Annotated in this window: 15 protein-coding genes, 1 tRNA gene and 1 riboswitch; of the genes, 7 read left to right on the plus strand and 9 right to left on the minus strand. The window is 33.1% G+C overall.

All coding sequences use genetic code 11. The features are described 5' to 3' along the window. Window positions 1-39 precede the first annotated feature (39 nt). Window positions 40-134, minus strand: a riboswitch (TPP riboswitch). Window positions 135-181: 47 nt separating this feature from the next. Next, entirely contained in the window at window positions 182-1123 is a 942-nt protein-coding gene (locus tag N5D46_RS03755) for an endonuclease/exonuclease/phosphatase family protein (RefSeq protein ID WP_280049217.1), read from the minus strand. A 62-nt stretch (window positions 1124-1185) separates the two neighbouring features. On the opposite strand from N5D46_RS03755, the gene N5D46_RS03760 reads away from it, so the two are divergent. The 3 genes from N5D46_RS03760 to N5D46_RS03770 are packed head-to-tail and all read left to right on the plus strand — an operon-like array spanning window position 1186 to window position 3140. Next, complete coding sequence (locus N5D46_RS03760; protein ID WP_280049218.1) at window positions 1186-2316, plus strand: 5-(carboxyamino)imidazole ribonucleotide synthase; 1131 nt, start codon at window positions 1186-1188, stop codon at window positions 2314-2316. 5 nt (window positions 2317-2321) lie between these two features. Further along, complete coding sequence (gene purE, locus N5D46_RS03765; RefSeq protein WP_280049219.1) at window positions 2322-2825, plus strand: 5-(carboxyamino)imidazole ribonucleotide mutase; 504 nt, start codon at window positions 2322-2324, stop codon at window positions 2823-2825. 12 nt (window positions 2826-2837) lie between these two features. Next, window positions 2838-3140: a hypothetical protein gene (locus N5D46_RS03770; protein ID WP_280049220.1), complete on the plus strand. Its 303-nt coding sequence runs from the start codon at window positions 2838-2840 to the stop codon at window positions 3138-3140. Window positions 3141-3304: 164 nt separating this feature from the next. On the opposite strand, the gene N5D46_RS03775 is transcribed toward N5D46_RS03770, so the two are convergent. The 4 genes from N5D46_RS03775 to N5D46_RS03790 form a co-directional block, all read right to left on the minus strand. Beyond that, window positions 3305-3745 carry a hypothetical protein gene (locus tag N5D46_RS03775; RefSeq protein WP_280049221.1) on the minus strand — a complete coding sequence of 147 codons (441 nt, stop codon included), beginning with the start codon at window positions 3743-3745 and terminating at the stop codon, window positions 3305-3307. A 90-nt stretch (window positions 3746-3835) separates the two neighbouring features. Continuing rightward, complete coding sequence (locus N5D46_RS03780; protein ID WP_280049222.1) at window positions 3836-5995, minus strand: SurA N-terminal domain-containing protein; 2160 nt, start codon at window positions 5993-5995, stop codon at window positions 3836-3838. A 114-nt stretch (window positions 5996-6109) separates the two neighbouring features. Beyond that, entirely contained in the window at window positions 6110-6709 is a 600-nt protein-coding gene (lptC, locus tag N5D46_RS03785) for an LPS export ABC transporter periplasmic protein LptC (protein WP_115002176.1), read from the minus strand. A gap of 2 nt (window positions 6710-6711) precedes the next feature. Next, window positions 6712-7995, minus strand: a complete 1284-nt coding sequence (locus N5D46_RS03790; RefSeq protein WP_257468088.1) for an aromatic hydrocarbon degradation protein — start codon at window positions 7993-7995, stop codon at window positions 6712-6714. Window positions 7996-8242: 247 nt separating this feature from the next. Between N5D46_RS03790 and N5D46_RS03795 the strand changes: the two genes are divergently transcribed. Next, window positions 8243-8315, plus strand: a tRNA-Phe gene (locus N5D46_RS03795). Between the two features lie 142 nt (window positions 8316-8457). Here N5D46_RS03795 and N5D46_RS03800 read toward each other — a convergent pair. Together N5D46_RS03800 and N5D46_RS03805 are read right to left on the minus strand one after the other, a co-directional pair. Beyond that, a complete protein-coding gene (locus tag N5D46_RS03800; protein ID WP_280049224.1) occupies window positions 8458-10722 on the minus strand; it encodes an aconitate hydratase in 2265 nt (754 codons plus the stop codon). 204 nt (window positions 10723-10926) lie between these two features. Further along, window positions 10927-13689, minus strand: coding sequence for a bifunctional aconitate hydratase 2/2-methylisocitrate dehydratase (locus N5D46_RS03805; RefSeq protein ID WP_280049225.1), 2763 nt, complete (start codon window positions 13687-13689; stop codon window positions 10927-10929). A gap of 718 nt (window positions 13690-14407) precedes the next feature. On the opposite strand from N5D46_RS03805, the gene argH reads away from it, so the two are divergent. Then, the gene (gene argH / locus N5D46_RS03810) at window positions 14408-15709 is read left to right on the plus strand and encodes an argininosuccinate lyase (protein WP_219034266.1); all 1302 of its coding nucleotides are present in this window, start codon (window positions 14408-14410) and stop codon (window positions 15707-15709) included. Window positions 15710-15934: 225 nt separating this feature from the next. Further along, window positions 15935-16153, plus strand: coding sequence for a hypothetical protein (locus tag N5D46_RS03815; protein ID WP_219034267.1), 219 nt, complete (start codon window positions 15935-15937; stop codon window positions 16151-16153). Window positions 16154-16229: 76 nt separating this feature from the next. Here the strand turns inward: N5D46_RS03815 and N5D46_RS03820 are convergent, their stop codons facing one another. Continuing rightward, a complete protein-coding gene (locus tag N5D46_RS03820; protein WP_280049226.1) occupies window positions 16230-18095 on the minus strand; it encodes a lysophospholipid acyltransferase family protein in 1866 nt (621 codons plus the stop codon). Beyond that, window positions 18096-19337, minus strand: coding sequence for an aspartate kinase (locus tag N5D46_RS03825; RefSeq protein WP_114998303.1), 1242 nt, complete (start codon window positions 19335-19337; stop codon window positions 18096-18098). It abuts the gene before it with no gap. A 193-nt stretch (window positions 19338-19530) separates the two neighbouring features. Between N5D46_RS03825 and fbp the strand changes: the two genes are divergently transcribed. After that, complete coding sequence (fbp, locus tag N5D46_RS03830; RefSeq protein WP_038334934.1) at window positions 19531-20547, plus strand: class 1 fructose-bisphosphatase; 1017 nt, start codon at window positions 19531-19533, stop codon at window positions 20545-20547. Window positions 20548-20590 lie beyond the last annotated feature (43 nt).

Raw genomic sequence — 20590 nt, forward strand, 5'->3', positions numbered from 1 at the left:
GAGCCATCTTACACTTTTATAATTTACGCGCGAATGTAATTTGGTGAAGTACCAGTTCCCTTAGCAGCATTACCTGCCCAGGTTCTTTGGGTGTAATCTCAGCCTCTTGTAAAGAAGCACCCCTTTCGATTGAATTTCAAAGGTAATCTTTTTTTTGAAATTTAAAAATTAACCCAAATTCTTAATCTATTTTCAGTTCTGCAACAATCGGAAAATGATCTGATTTTATATCATCTCCACGATAAAAATTGGTCACTTTTATTTTCTTCGAAACCCAACATTGGTCAATATTTGTGCGGAAAATTGGAATAAAAGCATTCCAAGAATTATTCAATCCAAAACCAGAACGAGCATCTTTCATTTTATCCGATTGCACCAATTTGAAGTTCGGAGAATAAACTGTTGAATTCAAATCGCCAACTAAAATGATATTTTCATTCGGTAAAGCATCAATTTCTTGCTTCATCAATTCGTATTGTTTATTTCGTCTTTCAAAACGAGCCTGATTTGGTAAAGGCGGAACAGGATGTGTTGCTAAAATGCTTACCAGCTTAGCGTCTACAATAATTTCCGCTAAAATAGACGGATGCATTTCATCAATATAATTTTTTGTAGATACTTTAGAGAATGGAATTTTAGAATAAATCGCAATTCCAAAATTGTTACTTCTCACCTCTTCTTTATAATATGGATATTCTTTTCGGATAAACTCTACATGTTTTTGCCAAGCAGGCGTTAATTCTTGTAAAACAATTACATCACTTTTATCTTTAGCTAAATAATCTTTTAGATGTTGAAATTCTTCATTTTGAGAAAAAATATTGATCGACGTAATTTTAAAATTCGATTTTTCTCCTTTTGCATTTTCTCCAAAATAGAAATTTCCTATGTTTTTGTACGTAATAATCGGAATCGCAACCAAAGGAATCAACCATAAAATATTTTTCTTTTCTTCTTTTCGAATTGAATAATTGTAAATCAAACACAAGAAAAAAGCAATAATCAGCGCATAAATAGAATATTGCACCAACATATCGAATACAAAATATTGATAAAAACTCTTGCTCGTTAAATAAATTCCAGCAAATACAAAAAATAAAATTCTACTCCATTTTGTTAACATCTCGTCAATACTTTTTTAATTCTCGTAAAAATAGAAATTATATTATTCATTAACTTCGCAATATGATAAAAATCGGAATTTTAGGAGGAGGACAATTGGGATATATGTTTTTGCAAAATGCATTGCAATATCCTTGCGAGATTAGTATTTTAGATCCAGCTGCTGATGCACCTTGCGCACCACATGCACATCATTTTGTACAAGGCGATTTCAAAGATTATGAAACGGTTGTTGCATTTGGAAAAGGTTTAGATGCTATCGGAATAGAAATTGAGCATGTAAATGTTGAGGCGTTACGTTATCTAAAATCAATTGGAAAACGCGTTGTTCCAGATCCTGAAGCTTTAGCGATTATTCAAGACAAAGGAGTTCAGAAAGAATTTTATGTCAAAAATAATATTCCGACTGCGCCTTATTTTGGATTAGATGATTGGAAAGATTTAAAATCGAAACAAGATATCAATTATCCGATTTTTCAAAAATCTCGAAAAGATGGTTATGATGGAAAAGGTGTTCAGTTCCTAAAATCTGAAGTTGATTTAGACAAAATGCTTCAAGCTCCTTCAATTTTCGAAACGCCAGCCGATTTAGATCGTGAAATTGCGGTTGTTACGGTTGCCGATCATTTAGGAAATATTGTCACTTATCCAACGGTAGAATTTGTCATCAACGAAGAATATAATTTGTTAGATTATTTATTGATGCCTTCTACACTTCCGAAAGAAATCACTGATAAAGCGGAACAAATTGCGCGAGATGTTGTAAAAGCATTGAAATCTCCAGGAGTTTTCGCAGTTGAATTATTCTTAAACAAAGATCAATCGATTTGGGTAAACGAAACCGCTTCTCGTGTTCACAATTCTGGGCATTCAACAATTGAAGCGGCTTATTCATCACAATTCGATCAAATGTTAAGAACCTTAATGCAATTGCCACTTGGTTCTACAAAATTGTTTACAACTTCTGCAATGGTCAATTTGATTGGAGCCGAAGGACAAACTGGACAAGCCGAAATCGAAAATATTGAAGAATTATTGGCGATTCCAGGAACGTTTTTACATTGGTATGCGAAAACAATCACCAAACCAGGTCGAAAAATGGGGCATGTGACATTGGTGAACGATGATTTAGAACAATTAAAACAAAACATAAAACAAGTGAATGCAACGGTGAAAGTCGTGGCAAAAAAGTAACAACTATGGTAGGAATTATAATGGGAAGTGATAGCGATTTGCCTATCATGAAACAAGCTGCTGATCTATTAACAGAATTAAATATCCCTTTCGAATTAACAATTGTTTCGGCACATCGTACACCACAACGTATGTTTGATTATGCAAAAACAGCACATGAACGTGGAATAAATGTTATTATAGCTGGGGCTGGTGGCGCTGCACATTTACCAGGAATGGTTGCGTCTATTACACCACTTCCTGTGGTTGGTGTTCCAATTAAATCATCAAATTCGATTGATGGTTGGGATTCGATTTTATCTATTTTGCAAATGCCAAATGGAATTCCAGTTGCAACAGTTGCTGTAAATGCAGCGAAGAATGCAGGAATTTTGGCAGCGCGTATTTTAGGTGCTACTAATCCAACTTTACAAGAAAGATTAATCAAATATCAAGAAGATTTACAAAAAGCTGTAGAAGCGAAAATAGAGCTTGTAAAAGGCGAATATCCAAATGGGTTTGATCAATAATAACTAATTTGTATGATTGAAAACTATATCCAATACTTAGGAGGTTATAATAAAGATAATATTACATTTTCTGATATTGAGAAAGCTATAATTGAAATTAATGAAACAGATGATGAACATAGCGTATTTTGGGTTTCTGTAATTTCTGATGATGATTTTGAAAATGTTATAGAAACTTCAAAATCATTAGATTTAATTATAACATTTGATGAAATAGGTACTAAGTATAAAGCTAAAGACTGGAATGAAGTTAAAGAATTATACAAACTACTTTTAGAAGAAAAGTTTGACTTAATAAAAGCTCAAATTAAATAAACCAAAAACTCCCAAACTTTATAGCTTGGGAGTTTTTTATGGTAATTTATTTATATGAGTAAAAATTGTATCGAGAATTAAGAAGAATTTTATCTTATAAATCCTTATTCTCGATACAAAATTCTAAACGAATTTCACTCGAATTGACGGTTTTATTGATAAAATTAATCTAAAATAATATTCATACTGTCACGCTTAAGTTTATTATCCAGTAGAATAACTTTTTTATTATTTTCTTTCTCTACAATCAAATTCACTTTAGGACATTTAAAACCACAAGGTATTAATATTGTCCTAGTATTGAAAAAGCCGTTTTTATCTGTAAATAATACTTTTGGTTTATAGTATTCTCCCATTGCATTAATATAGAAATCGTCTTTAATACCCTTTTTTCTTAATTTCTCTCTTTCTTCTGATAAAATTGTATCCAACTCAAATCCTACTTTTTTTATAGTATCATTTTTTCTCAATAATACGGTTATCTTAGCATCAGAAATAGGTTCATTTTCGGAATTATAAACATTACCATTAAATCTTATAAATGATTCACAAGAAATTAATGATATTAATCCAAAGAAATATAGAATATATTTTGCGTTTATCATAAATCTAATTTATCCTTAAATATAAAACAAAAACCGCCCGAAGAATTCTTCGAGCGGTTTTTTTATTTATTATAAGAAATTTTTTAAATCTTAACGTAAAGCTCTGTCACGGTTATCTACCACTTCAGCAGCTTGAATCAATGATTGTAACAATGTTTGTTGGAAACGTCCTTGTAATTGACGGTTTAAATTATCCAAAATCATTGAACCTTTTTGATTCTTTTGAATTTGTTGATTTGAAGGAATAATGTAGAAAACTCCAGCATTACCTGCAATCGCTTTAGAAGATTGATTTGGTTTTACACCAAACGCAGCTCCTACAACTTTAGGCTCTAAACCAATTCCAGTTAAATTAGAATTAGAGAAGTTAACCGTAGCATTTCCTTTTTTCGCTCCAAATTTAGAAGCAAAAGCATTCAATCCACCATTCGCAACTTGCTCGTCAACCAATTTAGCAACTTTTTCGTGCATCAAAACTGGCTCTACATATTGACGAACAACACTTGGATGCGCCAAACCTTTGTCAAATTTTTCAACTAAATGAACAACGATGTAATCTCCTGTAGAAGATGTAAACAAGTTTGTTGCCCCTTTATCTGTTTTCTTGCCAAAAGCCCATTTTAAGATATCTCCGTCCTGATCGTTTGGAATATCTTGACCAATCGCAGCATAACGCTCAATACCTTCTGTTGTATTATTTAAATAACCACCTTTTTTCGCAGTATTTTTGAAATCATTCAATGATTTTCCTTCAACATTCTGAACATATGTTCTAGCATTTGTAAATGCTTTTTCTGTTGTTGCTTTAGAAGGCTCGATCGTTTTTACAATGTTTGCAACTTGATAAGCTGTTTTGTTTTTCGCGTCATCAACTTTGATAATGTGAAATCCGAATTGAGATTCTACCAAATCAACTGTTCCAACTGGTTTTGTAAAAATAAATCCATTGTAAGTTTGATCTAATTGATTGTTTTTTCCAACCCAACCAATGCTTCCTTTTTGTACAGCAGATGATTTATCATCAGATTTTGTTGAAGCAACTTCTCCAAAAGAAGCTGGATTAGCTTTTACTTCAGCTAAAATTTGCTCAGCTAATTTTTTTGCTTCGTCTTTTGTACGTTTTACTCCGTTTCCAGCAGCACTTCCTGTATAAGAAACTAAGATGTGACTAGATTTTACAGAATCTTTTACTTCTTTCGATTTCGAAAGTTTGTATAATTGGTATGTATTTCCAATTTTGAAAGGTCCACCAATTTGTCCAACTGTAGCAGTTTTCAAGAAGTTTGTAGCTTCTGGTCCTAATTGAGCTTGTTCCAATTCTGCTTTTGTAAAATAATTTGGAATAAATGGTTTCTCAGAATTTTGAGTCACATAAACCGAATCACTTTTTGCAGAACCAAATGCTGCAATTGTATCTGTAACATTGTTTACTTCGTCATGAACAATTTGAGTTGACAGATACTTTTTGATGTTTGCTAAAGCAACAGCGTCATCAGCAGTCGAAGCTCCAGCAGGGAAATAAGTGTAACTTAATTTTACTAAACCTTCTGCTTTGAACAATTTTGGATATTTCGCTTCGTAAGCAGAAATTTCTTCGTCTGTTACTTTTACATTTAATTTTTTAGCCAAAGTTGCATAATCAACAAATGCATACTGAATATTTGCATTCGAAATATTGTATCCTTGTTGAATATCCGCTTCTTTACCTGTAACCGCTGTACCAGCCATTACATAACCAAAATATTTTTGAGATAAAATCTGTAATTTTATTTGTTCAGCAGTTTGCAACCAACCTCTATATTGTTGTTGCGCTTCTGGGCTTGATGCCGCATTCGCTTCTAATTGAGCAATCTGTTGTTGTGCTTCTGCACCAGATGCCATTCCGAAGTTTTGAGCTGTATAGCTCCAAAATTCATCATCAGAAACTTTTAAACCTAATTTTTCAGCATGTTGTTTCAACACTTTCTGACTAACTAAGCTGTTCCAAGTTTGTTGAGCAATTTGATTTGGAGTTGCAGTTTGACCTTGATTTTCGTACATCTTTTGTGTTTGATCGTACGCACTCTGATATTCTGCAATACCAATAGGTTCTCCGTTCACTGTACCAACTACAGACGGATCTCCAGTAAATAATTGTTTTATTTTTGAATTCTCTCCGAATAAATCTCCTGCAACGAAAGCTAACATTGCAACTCCGATTACCACGAAGATCAGCCAAGTTTTTTTACGAATTTCTCCTAAAACTGCCATTGTTTTATTTTAATGTTATTTCTATAATAGGTGGCGAAAATACGACAATACATTGAATAATAAAATAGAAGAAGCGACAAGTATGCGCTTTTTTGTTAATTTTTTTAACGCTCTTTAGAATTTTTGATTATCATCAACATACTTAAATCCTTGATTATTGAATAAAGTATAGGTTTCTAAATCGTCAGTAGCTTGCAAACCGTTTTTCGCTGTTAACGAATCGCCTTCCTTGCTAATTAAGTAAACTTCTTTCGATGTATAAACTGTTTTATTTTTCTTATTCCAAAATAATTGCTCGCTTTTCAACGAATCACCTTTCTCATTTACGATAATTACATTTCCTCTACATTCGTAGATTCCTGTTACATCACTTAATCTTCCCCAATCTGCCTGAAAATAACCTGGTTTCACACTTCCTTTTTGATAAAAGTCAAGGTTTAAACCTTTTCTAAAAATCGTGTAAGGAGAATCTACGGTTGTATATTCTTCGATTAATGGTGAACGCAAATTACCCGAAATTCTTCCAGAATCTTTGTTGATAATATTTGCATTGATAAGTGTGCGTGTTGGGAATTCTACCTTCTTTTTACTGATAGGAGGAAGTTCTTTTTTACAAGAAAAAAGCAAAACGAAAACGCTAATCAGACCAAATACAATACTCGGTTTAATTAAAACTTTTTCGTTTGCTTTTTTATACAATTTTTGTTTGTCCAAAATTAGTCAATAACTCTTTTTCTAAACCAAATATCGTTAATATCAAATCCAACTTTAACTCCTAAATAATTTTCTTTGATTAAGTTGTTTGTTGTTTTTCCTTTTTGTCCGTACTCTAACGAAATATTCATCATAGAGCCATCATTTTGTTTTCCAATTGGAAATCCAAAACCTAAAGTTGCTCCATAAGCATCAATATCTGTTCCGTGAATAGAATACTGAGCTGATTGATAATACATCCCAGCGCGATACGTTACACGATTAAAATAACTTTTGTAACTGTTATAATCTGGAATCCAATATCCTCCAACTGCCAAACGTACATTGTTTTTGTAATCTACTGCAGAAGACATTGTAGTATTTTGACCTTCTAATGGTTGAGAGAAATCTTTCCAATTATTATATTTCGCTTCTACAGCTAACGACCACGTATTATCTTTAGAATATGATGCTCCTAAAGTAAATTGTTGTGGAATCTTAGTTTTTCCATTATCAATTCTAATAATAGAAATTGTATCTACAGAATATTGTGTTGTTCCGATATATGTGTAAGAAGTTGTAAGATCTGTCACATCTGTTCTTAACTTAGTTCCTAATGTATAAGTAGCACCAATGTTTAAATTGTTATTTTTTCCAATTTTCTTCGTATACATAGATCCTAACGTAAATTGAGCACCACGATAGTTCGATTTATCGCTATAATCTACAGCTAAACTTGCTCCATCTACAGCTAAAATCTCGTTACGTTGCAACTCTCCGAAAAGATAATTAACACGCAAACCTAAAGAAAATCCTTTTGAAAGATTTCTTGAATAAAAAGCATGAAGACTATTTAACCCTCCATCACCTTTCATCTGTACAGTTTGTTTGATATTATTTTTCTCAGAAGTATTCATAATATCATATCCCAACGCTGTGTAAGGTTGAAAACCAACTCCGAAACTTCCTTTTTCACCAACTGGAAAAGCCAATGAAATATTAGAAACATTGAAACGACCTGCATTTTCTTTATCTGTTCCAGATTTGAAATTATAATTAGTTCCACTTCCACTTGCATTGAAAGTTGTCATACGCAAGTTTTGGTTTGCTGCAGGATTCGAAAAATTCGCACTTTGTCCAAAAGGATTCGTAGGAACCGTTGAGATACCGCCCATACCAGCTTGTTCAGTATTATTATCAAACAATTGCTCCCCTACTCCGTATGCCGAATAAGGTGAAACTGATATTGACTGAGCTTTTATTGTTACCACGCTAAATAGTGATAAACTACAAATAATCCACTTCATTATGAATGTATAATAGAATTCTAAGACGCAAATATGATGATTTGTTGCGAATTGTAAAAATTAGATTGCAAAAATGAGTTGTTAAATCTCTATTAAAATATTAAAACCACTCATTTTTTGCAAAGATAAAAATATTTTAAAATTTATTTCTCGGTAAATGAACAAGATAGCTTTTTCGTCTAAAAAATATTTTAAATAATGTTTGGTAGAACGGATTTTCGCTCTATATTTGCATCACAATTAAGGCGGTGCCTTAGCTCAGTTGGTAGAGCAAAGGACTGAAAATCCTTGTGTCCCTGGTTCGATTCCTGGAGGCACCACTGCTTAAAACCTCAATCAAATGATTGAGGTTTTTTTTGTTTTAGTATTTCAAATGTTAATAATATCTTAAAAAAATATTTTCAATTAAAAAAAGCCGATGTAGAAATACATCGGCTTTTACTTTTTATGTTGAAATAATTATTACGCTTGTTGCGCTTTAATTAAATTTAATGCTGAACCAGCTTTGAACCATTCAATTTGTTGTGTATTGTATGTATGATTTGCTACAACTAAATCTTTAGATCCATCTGCATGAACAAACTCGATTGTTAAAGGTTTTTCTGGCGCAAATTCCGTTAAATCAATAAAGTTGATTGTATCATCTTCTTGTACTTTATCATAATCTGCTTTGTCAGCAAATGTCAACGCTAACATTCCTTGCTTTTTAAGATTTGTTTCGTGGATACGTGCAAAAGAACGTACTAAAACTGCAACAGCTCCTAAATGACGTGGTTGCATCGCCGCATGCTCACGAGAAGAACCTTCTCCATAGTTTTCGTCACCAACAATTACAGAAGGTACACCTGCCGCTTTATATGCACGTGCAGTATCTGGAACTGGTCCGTATTCTCCTGTTAATTGATTTTTAACTGAATTTGTTTCTTGGTTGAATGCATTTACGGCACCAATCAATGTATTATTCGAAATATTATCTAAGTGTCCACGGAAACGTAACCAAGGTCCAGCCATAGAAATATGGTCAGTTGTACATTTACCAAATGCTTTGATTAATAATTTAGCTCCAGTAATATTTTCACCATTCCAAGGTTTGAAACCTTCTAATAATTGTAAACGCTCAGAATTTGGATTTACGATCACTTCTACACGAGAACCGTCTTCAACTGGTGCTTGATATCCATTATCTTCGTAAGCATAACCTTTTGTTGGTAATTCCTCTCCTTTTGGAGCATCTAACATTACTTCTTCACCAAATTTATTGATTAATTTATCTGTTAATGGATTAAAATCTAAACGTCCAGAAATTGCAATAGCCGCAACCATTTCAGGTGATGTTACGAAAGCATATGTATTTGGATTTCCGTCCGCACGTTTTTTGAAGTTACGGTTGAATGAGTGAACGATTGTATTTTTTTCTTCTTTATCCGCTCCTTCACGATCCCATTGACCAATACAAGGTCCACAAGCATTTGTAAAGATAACCGCATCTAAATCCTCGAAAGTTTTTAATAAACCATCACGATCCGCAGTATAACGAACTACCTCAGAACCAGGATTAATTCCAAAAGATGATTTCACTTCTAAACCTTTATCTAAAGCTTGTTGCGCAATCGAAGCTGCACGTGTTAAATCTTCGTAAGAAGAGTTTGTACAAGACCCTATTAATCCCCATTCTACATCTAAAGGCCAACCATTAGCTGCAGCAGTTTCTTTCATTTTAGAAACTGGTGTCATTAAATCTGGCGTAAAAGGACCATTCAAACGAGGCTCTAATTCAGATAAGTTAATTTCAATTAATTGATCATAGAAGTTTTCTGGATTTGCATAAACTTCATCATCAGAACGTAAATAAGATTTGTGAGCATTTGCAGCATCAGCAACATCATTACGATCAGTCGCTCTTAAATATCTTTCTGAAGCATCATCATAAGCGAAGATTGAAGTTGTTGCTCCAATTTCTGCACCCATATTACAAATTGTTCCTTTACCTGTTGCAGATAAAGACTCTGCTCCTTCTCCAAAATACTCTACAATTGCTCCTGTTCCACCTTTTACAGTTAAACGTCCAGCAACTTCTAAAATAACGTCTTTTGGAGCAGCCCAACCAGATAATTTACCCGTTAATTTAACTCCGATTAATTTTGGCATTTTTAATTCCCAAGCCATTCCAGACATTACATCAACAGCATCAGCACCACCAACACCAATTGCTACCATTCCTAATCCACCTGCATTTGGCGTGTGAGAATCGGTACCAATCATCATTCCTCCTGGAAATGCATAGTTTTCTAAAACTACTTGGTGAATAATTCCTGCTCCTGGTTTCCAGAATCCAATTCCATATTTATTAGAAACTGATTCTAAGAAATTAAATACTTCTGAAGATTTATTGATTGCCTCTTGTAGATCGGTTTTTGCACCAACTTTAGCTTGAATCAAGTGATCACAGTGAACCGTAGAAGGAACAGCCGTTTTGGTTTTTCCAGCTTGCATAAATTGCAACAAAGCCATTTGAGCAGTTGCATCTTGCATTGCTACACGATCTGGCGCAAAATCTACATAAGATTCTCCTCTTGTATACGCTTGTGTAGGTTTTCCGTCAAACAAGTGAGCATATAAAATTTTCTCTGAATAAGTCAAAGGGCGACCTACGATGGCTTTCGCAGCATCTACATGTTCTTGCATTTTTGCATAAACGCCTTTAATCATATTTATATCAAATGCCATAATAATTGATTTATTTAATTGGTTTTAATTTATCAAAAAACATACCCCAATATACTGAATTATTTGTAAACTACTAACTCTTTACCGTGCTAATAATCTTATTTAAAACAATTCTAACTTATTTATTTGCAATATTATATATTTATCACAAAAAAAGGCTAACACCGAAATGTTAGCCTTTATTATATCATTTTCTACAAACAATTAGTTCATTGAAATTGGTTTAAACTTTGTTAAGTTAATACCTTCAACTGCAGTTTTGTACTCTTCGATAGAAGGAATACGTCCTAAAATCGCTGATAAAACAACTACTGGAGTTGATGCTAATAAAGATTCTCCTTTTTTACCATCACGGTCTTCAACCACACGACCTTGGAATAAACGTGTAGATGTCGCCATTACTGTATCTCCTTTTGCTGCTTTTTCTTGGTTACCCATACATAAGTTACAACCAGGACGCTCTAAGTACATAATGTTTTCGTATTCTGTACGTGCAGTAGATTTTGGTAATAAATCGCTAAACTCAAATCCTGAGTATTTTTGTAACATTTCCCAATCACCTTCCGCTTTCAATTCGTCGATAATGTTGTAAGTAGGTGCAGCAACAACTAAAGGAGCTTTAAACTCAACTTTACCATTCGCTTTTTCTACGTTACGTAACATTTGAGAAACGATTTTTAAATCGTCTTTGTGAACCATACAAGAACCTACGAAACCTAAATCTACGTGTTTATCACCTCCATAGTAAGTTAAATCGCGGATGGTGTCGTGTGTATAACGTTTAGAAACGTCAGCATTGTTTACGTCTGGATCGGCAATCATTGGCTCTTCGATAATATCTAAGTCAATTACAACTTCCGCATAATATTTAGCATTTACATCTGGAGTTAAAGCAGGTTTAGCACCCGATTTAATTTCTTCGATACGTTTGTTAGCTTTGTTAATTAATCCTTGTAATACTTGGTTTTTGTTATCCATTCCTTTCTCGATCATGATTTGGATACGAGATTTTGCAATTTCTAACGATTGGATTAATGTATCATCTTGAGAAATACAGATAGATGCTTTCGCTTTCATTTCTGCAGTCCAGTCTGTAAATGTAAACGCTTGATCCGCTAATAATGTACCGATGTGTACCTCGATGATACGACCTTGGAATACATTCTCACCATCAAATTGTTTCAACATTTGAGCTTGAGTAGCGTGAACCACATCACGGAAATCCATGTGTTGTTTCATCTCTCCTTTGAATGTTACTTTTACAGATTCCGGAATTGGCATAGACGCTTCACCAGTTGCTAAAGCTAAAGCTACCGTACCTGAATCGGCACCGAAAGCAACACCTTTAGACATACGTGTGTGTGAGTCACCACCAATAATGATTGCCCATTCGTCAATCGTGATATCATTCAATACTTTGTGGATAACGTCAGTCATTGCATGATATTCACCTTTAGGGTCACGCGCTGTAATTACACCGAAATCATTCATAAATTTCATCAATTTAGGAATATTTGCTTGTGCTTTTTTATCCCAAACTGAAGCTGTGTGACATCCTGATTGATAAGCACCATCTACTGTTGGAGCAATCACTGTAGCAGCCATTGCTTCTAACTCTTGCGATGTCATCAAACCAGTTGTATCCTGAGAACCTACGATGTTTACTTTAACACGAACGTCAGAACCAGCATGTAAAACTTTTCCTGGAGTAGATCCAACCGCATTGTTATTGAAGATTTTTTCAACCGCAGTTAAACCTTGACCATCATTTGAAATCTCTTTTGAAGGAGCGAAAACTGTTGGAGCTTCGATACCTAAAGTTTGAGCAGCAAATGTTTGGATTTTTTTACCAAAAACGATTGCGTAAGAACCACCCGCTTTGATAAATTCCATTTTTTGAGGAGTCAATGATCTTGAAATATCAATTAACTCTTGGTCTCCGTTGTATAATTTTTGAGTTTTTGTATTGATTGTTAAAACAGTACCTGTAGCAACTGAATAAACTTCTTCTAAAACAGGATCACCAGCTTCGTTACGTACTACATCACCATTTGCATCAACTTGTTTTTTCCAGTTTTTCAAATCGATTCCGATACCACCTGTTACATCAACAGTTGTTAAGAAAATTGGAGAAATTCCGTTTGTACCAGCAACAATTGGTGCAATATTTACGAAAGGAACGTAAGGCGACGCTTGTTTTCCTGTCCATAAAGCCACGTTGTTAACACCTGACATACGAGAAGAACCAACTCCCATTGTACCTTTTTCAGCGATTAACATCACAGAAGCATCTGGATGTTGTGCTTGTAATGCTTTGATTTCCGCTTGAGCAGCTGGCGTAATCATACATTGACCGTGCAATTCTCTATCAGAACGAGAGTGCGCTTGGTTACCTGGAGACAATAAATCCGTAGAAATATCACCTTCAGCAGCAATGTAAGTCACTACTTTAATTTCTTCTGCAACCGCTGGCAATTCAGTAAAGAACTCCGCTTTTGCATAACTTTCTAAAATATCTTTTGCGATTGCATTTCCTGCTTTGAAAGCATCACCTAAACGAGCTGTATCTGCATCGTATAAGAAAACTTGAGTTTTAAGAACTTCAGCAGCTTGTTTTGCAATTGCTTCGTCGTTTCCTAAAGCTAAGTCTAAAAGAACCTCGATAGATGGCCCTCCTTTCATGTGAGATAACAATTCGAAAGCATAAGCTGGTGTAATTTCAGCAACTGTAGCTTCTCCTAAAATAATCTCTTTTAAAAATTTTGCTTTTACACCTGCAGCAGAAGTTGTTCCTGGCAACGTGTTATAGATAAAGAATTTAACAGAATCCTCGCGGTATTCGTTGTTAACATCTTTAATTTGATTAATGATTTCACTTAGTAATTCTGCACCATCAATTGGTTTTGGATGTAAACCTTGACCTTTTCTTTCTTCAATCTCGTTAAGATACTCTTGGTAAAGACTCATAATTATCTATCTTTTCTTTTTAATATTAAAGATTGTTTAAAACCAAGCTACTTACACCTGATTTCATCCAATCAAAATGAATTATATAATAACACTTCGCTGTATCGTCACATCTTATGCAAAAATTATTTTCAACAAAAATCATTTTTGGCATAGGTAACCACTGTTATCAGAATACAAACTAAGTATGTAATTTTTTCGAAGGGTAATTTTTAATAATTTAACTCACACAAACTCAACACTCATAAGCATTTGAGTCAGAGTTTTATTCTAAAACTTACATTAACAATCATCTAAACAAATACGCGTTTAGCTATAAATTGGTACACAAAATTACGTTTATAGTAAAGATTTTTCATCAAAGAATGATATATTTTAGTTATATTTCAATAATTTAGAATTATTATAAAAAAGGTCTAAATTTCACTTTAACAATGTTTTAAACGTAAATAAATAGAAGTTAAAAATTAAAAGGTTCTTAAAATATCAACTCCATAATTTTTGGGTCATTTTTTTACGAAATTGAATTATTTCGAAATATTAATAAACATTCAATAATCAATCTTTCAAAATGCTATCAATCGTCTAAACATTCTCAAAAAACAATCAAAAATATTCAATATGAATAAATATTTATGATTATTAATAATTATACAAGTTTAATGAGATATTATGCAACTTTTTACTAACTTTGCGCCCTTAATTCATTATTATAGATATGAAACTTTGGGATAAAGGTTTTACCATTAATGATAAAATCGAAAAATTTACTGTTGGAAAAGACAGAGAATTAGATGCTCATCTTGCGAAATACGATGCATTAGCGTCGAAAGCGCAGGCAAATATGCTGGCAAAAACAGGTTTGATTACCAATGAAGAAAATGATGCGTTGCAAATTGCTTTGGATGAAGTTTTGGTTCTGATTGCGGAAAATAATTTCGAAGTCGACGAAAATTTCGAAGATATACATTCAAAAATTGAAGCTTATTTAATTGAAAAAACTGGCGATGCTGGAAAAAAAATTCACGTTGCACGTTCTCGAAATGATCAAGTTTTGGTTGCAATTCAACTTTTTAAGAAAGAGTATTTAAAACATACAACTGAAAAAATTGTCAATTTAATTGAGATTTTCTTACAAAAAGCAGACGAATTCAAGAATCATCAATTACCAGGATACACACATTTTCAGGCGGCAATGCCAAGTAGTTTTGGAATGTGGTTTTCGGCATATGCAGAAAGTTTATTGACGGATTTATACTTTTTTGAGGCTGCATATAAAATTTCTGATCAAAATCCTTTGGGTTCTGGTGCAGGTTTCGGAACAAGTTTCCCAATTGATCGTTTGCAAACAACACAAGAATTAGGTTTTTCAGAAATCTTAGTTTCTTCTGTTGGTGCACAAATGCTTCGTGGAAAAACAGAAAAATCTGTCGCAACAGCTTTGGCAATGATTTGTGGAACGTTGTCTAAAATGTCGTACGATTTGGTTTTATACAATTCACAAGATTTAGCTTTTGTGAAGTTGCCAAACGAAATGACAACAGGTTCATCGATTATGCCGCACAAGAAAAACCCAGATGTGTTTGAGTTAACTCGTGCGCATTGCAATAGAATTCAGGCGTTGCCGAATGATATTATGATGACGATCAATAATCTTCCAAGTGGATATCACCGTGATTATCAAATATTGAAAGAAATATTATTCGAACCAATGATGCAATTTGATAATATTATTGACATCTTAACATTTGCGATTCCTCAACTTCAGATTAAAGATAACTATATGAATCAGGATAAATATGATCCGATTTATACCGTTGAAAATATTAATGAAGCGATTAAGAATGGAACACCTTTCCGTGATGCTTACAAAGAAGTTGGTTTATCTGTAGAAAATGGAACATATATACCACACAAAGAATTTCAGACTTCGCATATCGGAAGTATTCATAATTTGAGATTGGATTTAATTTCAAATAAAATCGAAAAATTCAAATTAGAAGCACAAGTTTTAAAATAAACACTTGTAATAAGTCAAAAATCATCCTCAAAATTATAGAATTTGAGGATTTTTTTGTCTTATAAATTTTATAATTTCGGAAAATATAAACGTTTAAATAATTGTAATTCTATATTTTGTAAAATAAAAAATGTTTTACAAAATAATTACAATCATTTTTTATTATATCAGGTCAAAATCATTCTAACTTTGACATATCAAATTAATCGATTAAAATTTAAAAAGATGAAAAAATTTTTCGCAGTAGTTGCAGTAGCAGCTTTATCATTAGGAGCAGTATCTTGTGGAGAGAAAACTGAAGAAGCACCAGTAGAAGAAGCACCAGCAGTTGATTCTTTAGCTACAGCAGCTAACGATTCTACAGCAGTTGATTCTACAGCAGTTGCTCCAACTGATTCTACAGCAGTTGCTCCAGTAGCTGATTCTACAGCAGTTGCTAAATAATTTATAGCGAAGCTAAAATATAAATGCGCTCAACTAGGTTGAGCGCATTTTTTATGTTATAAATTCATCATGAATCTTAAAGTAGATTTCCGTCAAATTTTCCTGATTGTATTTTTTTATCAAGTTCTGCTTGAATATCCTCTAAAACAGGGCGAACAGTAGATTCTGGAATATCAGAAACTCTAATATACATTAAGCCATCAATTGCATCATTAAATTTTGGATCAACATTGAAAGCAATCACTTTTGCGTTTTGTTTGATGTATTTCTTAATCAAAACAGGTAATCTCAACATATTGGGCTCAAGCTCATCAATTAACTTATCAAATTTATTCAAATCAGCTTCAGATTCATCGAAAATAAATTCTTTATCTTCCTCTTTCAGCTTAACCTTAAACTCATTTTTTGCTCTCACATACTGCGCTACAGTAGAATCGTAATAATGAGATTTCATAAATTCGATCATCAAAGATTTTGAGAAATCAGAAAACTGATTACTAATACTCACTCCTCCAATAATAAATTTCTGATTTGGATTTCTCAACGTTACATGCACAATTCCTCTCCATAATAAGAACAATGGCATCGGCTTTTGTTGATATTCAGCTGAAACGAAAGCACGTCCCATTTCGATACATTTCTTGAAAAATGGATGAATTTCTGGATCAAAATTGAATAATTCATGAACATAAAATCCATTAATTCCATATTTTTCATACACTTCCGAACCAATCGCCATACGATATGCTCCAACAATTTTATTCGTATCCTTATCCCACAAAAATAAATGGTGATAATGATTATCAAATCGATCAAGGTCAATTTCATCATTTGTACCTTCACCTATCGCACGGAATGTTATCTCGCGTAAACGACCAATTTCTCTTAATATATTTGGAATTTGTTGAGCTGTAGAAAAGAAACATTCGTAATTATTATTCGTAAATAATAATGCTTGTTCATCTTTTCGTAAAGTTTCAATATCTTGAATTAATAAGTCTAAAGCAGTTTCCAAAATAATCGGCTTAACCTTTTTGTTAGAAGAAGATAAGCTTGGTAAATTCGGAATTTTCAACTCAATATTCGAAGGATTTTTCAAGACTTGAGTTAGACTTCTTTTTTGTTTGTAATATGACGAAAGCATGTATGTTTTCTTTCTCAAAAACTCAGAATAATCTTCTATAGACACATGCTCGTCTTGTTGTTTTTGTAAAATTGGTTTTCCAATACGAATTTGAATTGGACGTGTTCTTTTCTTCATCATTTCAGCTGGTAACATCGCCGTTTGAAAATCTGGATGAATCTTCGCTACACGGTAAAAAATATTACTATTTCGTGCTCTAAAAAACATTGGTACAACAGGAACTTTCGCTTTTTTGATCAATTTCATCGCTGATTCTTGCCATTCTCTGTCGATAATTTTACTTTCGTCATCACGATAAGAAACTTCTCCCGCAGGAAAAATCCCTAAGCAACCTCCAGCTCTCAACAATTTTAATGCATCGCGCATTCCTGAAAGACTACTGTAAGCATCTTTACGAGTTTCGAAAGGATTAACTGGAATAATCATCGGTTCTAATGGTTTAATTTTTTGCAATAAAAAATTACCCATTACCTTGAAATCAGGACGAATTTTTGACATAAAATGCATCAAAATAATTCCATCCAACGCTCCAAGCGGATGATTAGAAATAATAATAAAAGGTCCTTCTTTTGGAATACGTTTTAAATCTTCTTCATGGATTTCGTAATCCATTCCCAAATCATCAATCAAATAATCCAAAAAAGGTTCGCATTGCAAATGCTTTCCACGATTGTACAAATCGTTTAACTGATCTATACTGAAAATTTTTTTCAATGCCCAAGCCACAGGTTTTCCTAAAACACCAATTTTAGAAAGACCCGAAGCTGAATAGATATCTTGTGTCGTGATTAAACTCATTTAAGCTTTAACAACTATTTGTAATGTTTCGCGCACTGTTTGTCGCAATAATTCTTTTTCTTTTGAAACAACTTTGTCAGAATCTGCATCGAAATGGCGAATTGTGTACAATAAAACATTGTTTTCTTCCTGCACTTTATACTCTTCGTTCATATCTGCAACAAACTTTTCTAAGTTGTCATATTTATCCTCCAAACATAAAGATAATGAAATTGCTGAATTTTGCATCAAATTTACTTTGATTTGATAATCATATAGTTTATTGAAAATTCCGCTCAATTTATCTTCTGTAATAAAAGAGAAATCTTTACTTGATAAACGAATCAAATGTTGCTCTCTTTTTAGGATAAAACAAGGTACTTTTGGATCTAATGGTTGACCTTTCGCTACCTCTGTTCCTGCTTCTGTAGGATTAATAAATGATTTTACGAAGAAAGGAATTTCTTTTTGTTGAAGCGGCTGTAACGTTTTCGGGTGAATAACAGATGCACCATAATACGCCAATTCTATCGCTTCTTCATAAGAAATATGATTTAACAACTCTGCATTCTCGAAATAACGAGGATCAGCATTCAAAACTCCTGGAACATCTTTCCAAATCGTCATGCTATCTGCATTTAAACAATAAGCAAAAATCGCCGCAGAATAATCTGAACCCTCGCGTCCTAAAGTTGTCGTGAAAAAGTTAGGATCAGAACCTAAGAAACCTTGTGTAATAAACAAACCTGTATTTGGTAAACGTTTAATACTTTCTTCTGTTAACGCCCAATTTACTTTTCCTTCGCGGTATGTATTATCTGTTTTGATATAATCGCGAACATCTAACCATTCATTATTAATTTGTATAGAATTAAGATACATACTAATAATTTTTGTCGAGATTAATTCTCCACAACAAACCACTTGATCGTATACATAGCTATAATTTGGTGATTTGTTACGTCTTAAAAACGAGACGATATCATCAAAAAATTGTGAAATTTCGTTCGAAACCTCAGCTGGATTATCAAATAATTCTGTCGCTAAAGCAATGTGCTGTTCTTTTACTTCGTTAATTGTTTTTTCGAAATCTTGTTTTTCAAAATAGCGTTTGACTACCTCTTCCAATGCATTTGTTGTCTTGCCCATAGCAGAAACAATGATACATGTATTTTCGTAACCAACAGATTGCAATAAACTCGCAACATTTCTAACGCCGGCTGCATCTTTCACCGAAGCACCACCGAATTTGAAAACTTTCATTTCTATAAAAACTTTTTTTTGTAAATATTTAACTTGCAAATATAACCAAACTACACTTTATATGTTGACCGATTTTAATTAAAATAAAAAATAAATTTGAATAATGATTTTCACGTATTTAGATTAATTTCAAACGTTTGAAATGATATAAAATTGAGTTATTATTCCGATATTTGACCAGCAAAACATAATTATGAATACTAATTCTCATCAAACTCTTGGAGAGTTTATCATAGAAAATCAAGCAGATTTTATTTACTCATCTGGAGAATTATCTAGATTACTGAGTTCTATTAAATTAGCGACAAAAGTTGTTAATTATAAAGTAAACAAAGCAGGACTTGTAAATATTTTAGGCGAATTCGGAAATGAAAATGTCCAAGGAGAAAAACAACAAAAATTAGATGTTTTCGCAAACGATACGTTTATTGAAACGTTATCGCAACGCGAAGTTGTTTGTGGTATTGCTTCGGAAGAAAACGAAGATTTTATTGCAATTCAACCTTCAATAAATTCAAAAAACAGTAAATATGTTGTGTTGATTGATCCACTTGATGGTTCATCAAACATCGACGTAAATGTTTCTGTTGGAACAATTTTCTCTATCTACCACCGTGTTTCTGAACCTGGAACACCTGTTACAAAAGAAGATTTTTTACAACCAGGTAACAAGCAAGTTGCTGCAGGATATGTAATTTATGGAACATCTACAATGTTAGTTTACACAACAGGAAATGGTGTAAATGGATTTACCTTGAACCCAGGAATTGGAACGTTTTATTTGTCTCATCCAAATATGTGTATTCCAGAAGATGGACACATTTATTCAGTTAACGAAGGTAATTACGTGAAATTCCCTCAAGGAGTTAAAAATTACATCAAATACTGTCAGGCAGATGAAGAAGATCGTCCGTACACTTCTCGTTACATCGGTTCTTTATGTTCAGATTTTCACCGAAACATGTTGAAAGGAGGAATTTATATTTATCCTTCTGGAACAAATAATCCGAACGGAAAATTACGTTTATTGTACGAATGTAATCCAATGGCTTTTATTGCAGAACAAGCTGGAGGAAAAGCTTCTGACGGTTTCCAACGCATTATGGATATTGAACCTACAGAATTACACCAGCGCATTCCTTTCTTTTGTGGATCGAAAAATATGGTCGAAAAAGCAGAAGAATTTATGCGAAATGAAGAATTGAAATAATTATTTCTAAAAAAATAATCAAATAAAAAAATCCGCTCGATGA

Source organism: Empedobacter sp. GD03865 (genome assembly GCF_029840775.1).
GTDB lineage: Bacteria > Bacteroidota > Bacteroidia > Flavobacteriales > Weeksellaceae > Empedobacter > Empedobacter falsenii_B.